Below are 7,291 nucleotides of genomic sequence, written 5' to 3'. Positions count from 1 at the left end.
TTGCGTGAGGGGCATGGAGCATGCCGTTAGGCAGTGCGAAGCGTTAGCGAAGCACCGAAGCGAAGCGTAGTGCGGAATGCCCCGACCCTTGCGTTAGCAAGGGGCACGCCCAAAAAGAATCAAATTTTTTTATACTTGTTGACTTATTCCAAAGTAATTTCAAGCCCTAAGCCCCTCAATTCGTGTATGAGTACATTGAAAGATTCAGGAACATTCGGTTCGGGAATATTATCCCCTTTAACAATCGCTTCATACACTTTCGCTCTACCGATAACATCATCAGATTTGTAGGTAATAATCTCTTGAAGAATATGCGCAGCGCCGAATGCTTCCAATGCCCATACTTCCATTTCACCGAATCGCTGACCACCGAATTGGGCTTTACCACCCAAAGGTTGCTGCGTAATGAGCGAGTAAGGACCAATAGAACGAGCGTGCATTTTATCTTCTACCATGTGTCCAAGTTTGAGCATGTAAATGACACCTACGGTAGTTTTTTGGTCAAAAGGTTCGCCTGTTTGTCCATCGTATAGTTGTACTCTACCATCTTCGGGTAGCCCTGCTTTTCTCAAATATTCCTGAACATCCTCATATTTAGCGCCATCAAATACAGGCGTAGCAAACTTGACACCTAGTTTTTGCCCTGCCCAACCTAATAAGGTTTCATAAATTTGTCCGAGGTTCATACGGGAAGGTACTCCCAAAGGATTGAGTACAATATCCACAGGAGTGCCATCAGCTAGGAAAGGCATGTCTTCGGGGCGAACAATTTTAGCTACTACACCTTTATTACCATGGCGCCCTGCCAACTTATCTCCAACGCGAAGTTTACGTTTTTTAGCTACATACACCTTAGCTAACTGCATGATGCCCTGTGGCAATTCATCGCCCACAGCTATGTAATGTTTTTCGCGTTTGTATTTGCCTTCTAATTCATTATACCGAAGAACATAGTTGTTAAAGAGCTGTTTTATGGCTTCGTTTACCTTATCATCATTAGTCCAATCTCGGGACACCATTTCTATGTACTTATTTTCATCTCTCAAATCCTGTAATACCTTGGCCGTAAACTTGGTACCTGGTTGTACTTTTATTTCACCAAATTTATTTTTAACAGATTTTGCCCTGATTTTTGAGTTTGGATTATCTACTTCTAAGAGGGCACAGAGTTTTTCAAACATTGTGTTGTCTAGTGCTTTTTGGTTTTTGAAGTGTTGGGCTTCTAGCTTAGCTAATAGAATTTTATCTTCTTTTCGGCTGGATACTTCTTTTCTTTGGCGAGTGAATAGTTTTTTGTCAATCACTACACCTACTAACCCTGGAGGAGCTTTAAGGGATGCGTCTTTTACATCACCCGCTTTATCACCGAATATAGCTCGTAATAATTTTTCTTCAGGAGTTGGGTCGGTTTCACCTTTTGGAGTAATTTTACCAATCAAAATATCGCCTTCTTTGACTTCAGCCCCAATGCGCACTATACCATTTTCATCAAGGTTTTTAGTAGCTTCTTCGCTTACGTTAGGGATTTCGGCTGTGAGTTCTTCCTCACCACGCTTTGTGTCCCTTACTTGCATTTCAAACTCTTCAATGTGAATCGAAGTGAAAATGTCTTCAGAAACTACTCTTTCTGAAATTACAATCGCATCTTCAAAGTTATAGCCCTGCCAAGGCATAAAAGCCACTAGAAGATTTTTGCCAAGTGCAAGTTCTCCATTTTGTGTACAGAAACCTTCGGTCAGGGGCTGCTTTTTCTTTACTCTATCGCCCTTACGGACAATAGGTACCATGTTTATGCAAGTGTCTTGGTTTGTTCGCTTAAACTTAGTCAGTTTGTATTCTTTTTCAGGACCATCAAAGGATACCAACTCTTCTATTTCAGTTCTATCATAACGAATGACAATTTTATTAGCATCTACATAAATGACTTCACCATCTCCTTCGGCTAAAAGAACAGCACGGGAATCAATAGCTACTCTACCTTCTAAGCCTGTTCCTACAATCGGTGCTTCGGGGCGAAGTAAAGGTACAGCTTGGCGTTGCATATTAGATCCCATCAGAGCGCGGTTAGCGTCATTATGCTCTAAAAATGGGATTAAAGAAGCAGCTACTCCCACAATTTGATTCGTACCAATGTCCATGTATTTGACATCTTTTACATGAGTTATCGGAAAGTCGCCCTCGTAGCGTACTTTTACATATTCATCACAGAATCTTCCATCTTCTTTAATAGGCGTATTTGCAGTACAGATTTTTTGTCCATCTTCTTCCTCTGCACTAAGATAGACTACTTCCTGGGTAGCTTTACCATCCTTTACTACACGATACGGTGTTTCAATAAAGCCCATGCTATTGACTTTGGCATACACACAGAGAGAAGAGATTAAGCCAATGTTGGGTCCTTCGGGCGTTTCAATAGGGCACAAGCGCCCATAATGTGTGTAATGTACATCTCTTACTTCAAAACCTGCTCTTTCCCGAGATAGCCCACCTGGTCCTAAGGCAGACACACGGCGTTTGTTAGTAAGCTCTGCTAAGGGGTTGGTTTGGTCAAGAAACTGGCTAAGTTGGCTAGTGCCAAAGAAAGAGTTAATAACACTTGAAAGAGTTCTGGCGTTAATCAGGTCTTGTGGGCGAAATACTTCATTATCGCGTATATTCATGCGTTCGCGTATAGTGCGACCCATACGTGCTAAACCTGTACTAAATTGTGCATATAATTGCTCACCCACAGTGCGCACTCTACGATTAGAAAGATGGTCTATATCATCTACAATATATTTGTTGTTAGTAAGGTCAATCAAATGTCTAATAATAGCCACAATATCTTCTCGTGTGAGTACTAAGCTCTTTCCATTTGGATCTATACCATAACCTGAAAGCTTTTTGTTGATGCGATAGCGGCCTACTTCACCTAAATCATATCGTTTTTCAGAGAAGAATAGGCGTTCAATTATTCCTTTTGCTGTTTCATCATCAGGAGCATCTGTATTCCGTAATTGGCGATAAATAAGCTCAATAGCTTGCTTTTCAGAGTTAGCACTATCTTTTTGCAAAGTGTTAAATATAATTTGATATTCGTTAATGTTGGCTTTTTCAGGGACAACAATAATAGACTCTATATCGGTTTGTTCTAATATAACCTCAATATCCTCTTCTCTTAGTACATGGTCGCGTTCAAAAATAACCTCATCTCTCTGAATAGAAATAAGTTCGCCTGTATCTTCATCTACGAAGTCCTCTATCCAAGTTCTTAGTACGCGTGCAGCTAGTTTTCTGCCTACAGCTTTTTTGAGTTCTTTTTTATTGTTTTTTATTTCTTCGGCTAGTCCAAATAGCTCTAGAATTTCTTTGTCGGTGCCATATCCAATAGCACGAAGTAATGTAGTTACAGGGAATTTCTTTTTACGGTCAATATAAGCATACAGTACGTCATTGATATCTGTGGAGAACTCTATCCAAGATCCTTTGAATGGAATGACGCGAGCAGAATAGAGTTTTTTGTTGTTCGGATGTTTAGTAGAACCAAAAAATACACCTGGTGAGCGATGCAGCTGACTAACAATAACTCTTTCAGCACCGTTGATAATGAAAGTGCCTTTCGGAGTCATATACGGAATATTGCCTAAAAAGACTTCTTCCTCTACAGTTTGAAAATCCTCATTTTCAGGGTCGTTGCAAGATAATCTCAAACGGGCTTTCAAGGGCACAGAGTAAGTTAGTCCTCTTTCTTGGCATTCTTCGATTGAGTAGCGCGGAGGGTCAACAAAGTAGTCAAGAAACTCTAACTTGAAGTTTTCGCGTGAATCGGTAATTGGGAAGTTCTCCTGAAATACTTTGTTCAAACCTTCTGAAGCACGATTATCAGGAGTGGTTTCAATTTGTAGAAACTGCTTGAATGACTGTATTTGTACATCTAAAAAGTCGGGATAATCAAAAATAGGCTTTACTTTACCAAAATTGATACGCCCTTCCGGAGTAAGATTTACTTCGGATTTCGTAGATGACTTAGCTTTTGCGCACATATTTATTTAAGCTGCAACTTATAGCTGTTAAGCAAGCCGCAAAGTTAGTAATATTTTTTTGAGTTTGTTCAAGTATTGACAAGAATTTTATTTACTCTTTCAAAAAATAAAAAATGTACGGTCTAAGTAAAGCATGATTTTTGTAATTCTTTAAGTCAATTTTTGTCTTTGTGAATTTTATCTCTCACTTTTATTTAGAACAAGCAAACAAAGATAATGCTTACCTTATGGTAGGTTTAGCTATCCCTGATTTATGGCACACACAGCTGAATTTGTATGCACCTAAACATGAACCTAATGACAGTATAGAAAAACATTGGTTCAAAACTGGCTTACAAAAACATTTTTTAGCAGATAAAATTTTTCATAACAGTTCTTATTTTTTAGAAATGTGTGATTGGGCAAACCGAGAGATAAGAAAAGCCAAACTTTCTGAAAATGTAAAAAGAAAATTTTTTCTTGTTCATGTAGGGATAGAGATTGCCATAGATATTGTGCTTATTCGTTTATATCCCTATTTAGTAGAAGAGTTTTACAAAAATTTTGATGAGGTTTGCCCTGAGAAGATACAGAAGTACATGGAACAGATATATTACTATGATTTTGAAGGACTTTCACAAAAAATTGTTCGCTTTGCTGCAGAGAAAAGAATTTATGATTATCTCAAGCCTGAAAAGTTAGTTTCTTTATTAGACCAAATCATGCAAAAAATAACACAAAGTAGCCCTTTCTCTGACCAAGATAAGGAACGAATGCTGTGTTTTATGGAGGTGCTAGACAAAAAGATAGCTTCTAACTACGAGAATTTATTTGAAGAAATGAGTAAAAAAATGAAAACTTGATTTGAAATAGGTTCTTATTGTAGAAAATAACGTTGGGCGCCCCGCAAAGCGGGGCGCCCAACAAACTAAACAACCCTCCTCACTTCAAGCTATTTACCACTTCCTTAGCTACACTTTCCAGCACACTCATCTCTGCTTCTTCTATCTTACCTTTTTTCAAACTTTCTAAAACATCATTGTGCTGACTTCTTAGTCGGAATATAAACTGAGTCTCAAACTCTCTTACTCTTTCAGCAGGAATAGAGTCTAATAAACCTTTTGTAACCACATAAATTGCAGCAATTTGCTCCTCAACAGGTATAGGATTGTATTGAGGTTGTTTGAGCAATTCTACAGCTCGTTTTCCTCTCTCTAATCGCATACGAGTGGTAGCATCTAAGTCTGAACCAAACTTTGCAAAAGCTTCTAACTCACGATATTGTGCCAAATCTAATTTGAGCGTACCTGCTACTTTTTTCATTGACTTAATTTGGGCGTTTCCGCCCACGCGAGATACGGAAATACCTACGTTAATAGCAGGACGAACACCCGAGTTAAATAAGCCACTCTCTAAAAATATTTGTCCATCTGTGATAGAAATTACGTTAGTAGGGATATATGCAGATACATCTCCTGCTTGGGTTTCAATGATAGGTAATGCAGTTAGCGAACCTCCACCTTTTACTAAGGGTTTTAACGCATCAGGTAAGTCGTTCATTCTACGAGCTACTTCTGTATTATCGTTGATGCGAGCGGCACGTTCAAGCAAACGGCTGTGCAAATAAAATACATCACCTGGGTAAGCTTCGCGACCAGGGGGGCGTCTAAGCAGCAAAGAAATTTCACGGTAAGCTACAGCTTGTTTAGAAAGGTCATCATAAATAGCAAGGGCATGTCTGCCTGTATCTCGGAAATATTCGCCGATAGTAGCCCCTGCAAACGGTGCGATAAATTGAAGAGGTGCAGGATCTGAAGCCGTAGCCACTACTACAATCGTGTTTTTCATTGCGTCATATTTTTCTAAAACACGTACAATTTGGGCTACTGTACTTCCTTTTTGTCCTGTGGCTACGTAAATACTAATTACCCCTTCATTCAATCTACTTTGGTTGATAATTGTGTCAATTGCAACGGCGGTTTTGCCTGTCTGTCTATCGCCAATAATCAACTCCCTTTGCCCTTTTCCGATAGGTATCATAGCATCAATAGCTTTGATACCTGTTTGCAAAGGTTCTTTAACAGGTTGTCTGTAAATTACCCCAGGGGCTTTTCTTTCCAAAGGAAGGTCTATCAAATCTCCTGAAATAGGTCCTTTTCCATCAATCGGCTGCCCAAGTGGGTTAATTACTCTTCCTAAAAGTCCTTCTCCAACAGGAATAGAAGCAATTTTTTTAGTTCTCTTTACAGTGTCTCCTTCTTTTATCCCTTCTGATGTACCAAACAACACAGCACCTACATTATCCTCTTCAAGGTTAAGTGCCATACCTTTTACTCCGTTAGAGAACTCTATGAGTTCACCTGCTTGAACTTGTGTTAAGCCGAATATTCGGGCAATCCCATCCCCTACTTGCAGAACTACCCCTATTTCTTCAAGTTCGGCATCTGTTTTTACGCCTGCAAGCTGGCTGCGAAGAATTGCCGACACTTCATCTGGTCTGATTTCTGCCATAAGTCCTTAAATTTTCGCAAATATAAAAGTAAAGTTCTATACATATACAAAACTCCATGTTATTTTACCAAAATGCTAACTTCATTTCAACTTCATAGCTTCTAAATATCGTTGAACGTACTTACCAATAACATCAAACTCAAGATTTACATACTGACCTACTTTAAGTGCGTGTATATTTGTATTTTGGTAAGTGTAAGGTATAATAGCCACAGAAAATGTATTCTCTACCGCACTGACAACGGTCAAAGAAATTCCATTTACAGCAATAGAACCTTTTTCTACTACCAAGGGCATGTACTTTTTATCGTACTCAAAGGCGTACATCCAGCTGCCGTCTTGTTCCTGTATCTGTATTACTTTACCTATGGTATCTACATGCCCTTGCACAATATGTCCATCCATAAAGCTATTAGGTTTCATGCTTAATTCAATGTTTATTTTATCGCCTACTTGCCAGTATTGAAGCGTAGTCCGAGATAAAGTTTCTTTAACTGCGGTAACTTTGTATGTGCTATGGGTAGGGTCTATCTCTACTACGGTCAAGCAAACGCCATCGTGAGCCACAGACTGATCAATCTGTAAGGTAGGCACTATTGGATTTTTCAAAGTAAAATGCTTATTTGTACCTTGGGCTTGAATATCAACAACCGTGCTGTATCCTATGACAATTCCTGTGAACATAGGTACAAATATAGTTTAGAAAATGATTTTATTTTTTTGGGCGTGCCCCTTGCTGACGCAAGGGTCGGGGCATTCCGCACTACGCTTCGCTTCGG

The 7,291-nt window shown here is 39.2% G+C and carries 4 protein-coding genes; 1 reads left to right on the top strand and 3 read right to left on the bottom strand.

The features are described from left to right. Nucleotides 1–143: 143 nt before the first annotated feature. Nucleotides 144–4,022, bottom strand: a complete 3,879-nt coding sequence (rpoB, locus tag NZ519_05720; protein ID MCS7028247.1) for a DNA-directed RNA polymerase subunit beta — start codon at nt 4,020–4,022, stop codon at nt 144–146. A 170-nt stretch (nt 4,023–4,192) separates the two neighbouring features. Between rpoB and NZ519_05715 the strand changes: the two genes are divergently transcribed. Then, complete coding sequence (locus NZ519_05715) at nt 4,193–4,864, top strand: hypothetical protein (protein ID MCS7028246.1); 672 nt, start codon at nt 4,193–4,195, stop codon at nt 4,862–4,864. 79 nt (nt 4,865–4,943) lie between these two features. On the opposite strand, the gene atpA is transcribed toward NZ519_05715, so the two are convergent. Continuing rightward, nucleotides 4,944–6,512: a F0F1 ATP synthase subunit alpha gene (gene atpA / locus NZ519_05710; GenBank protein ID MCS7028245.1), complete on the bottom strand. Its 1,569-nt coding sequence runs from the start codon at nt 6,510–6,512 to the stop codon at nt 4,944–4,946. An 81-nt stretch (nt 6,513–6,593) separates the two neighbouring features. Next, on the bottom strand, nt 6,594–7,196 hold the full coding sequence (locus NZ519_05705; protein MCS7028244.1) for a riboflavin synthase: 603 nt from the start codon (nt 7,194–7,196) through the stop codon (nt 6,594–6,596). Between the last annotated feature and the right edge of the window lie 95 nt (nt 7,197–7,291).

The organism is Bacteroidia bacterium, assembly GCA_025056095.1.
Classification (GTDB): domain Bacteria; phylum Bacteroidota; class Bacteroidia; order JANWVE01; family JANWVE01; genus JANWVE01.
The sequence above is the reverse complement of the archived record's forward strand: the minus strand, read 5'-3'. Positions and strand labels throughout refer to the sequence as shown.

Excerpts from the sequence above, each read along its gene's own strand:
- NZ519_05705 (MCS7028244.1), bottom strand. The coding sequence starts at position 7,196 with ATGTTCACAGGAATTGTCATAGGATACAGCACGGTTGTTGATATTCAA.
- rpoB (MCS7028247.1), bottom strand. The coding sequence starts at position 4,022 with ATGTGCGCAAAAGCTAAGTCATCTACGAAATCCGAAGTAAATCTTACT.
- atpA (MCS7028245.1), bottom strand. The coding sequence starts at position 6,512 with ATGGCAGAAATCAGACCAGATGAAGTGTCGGCAATTCTTCGCAGCCAG.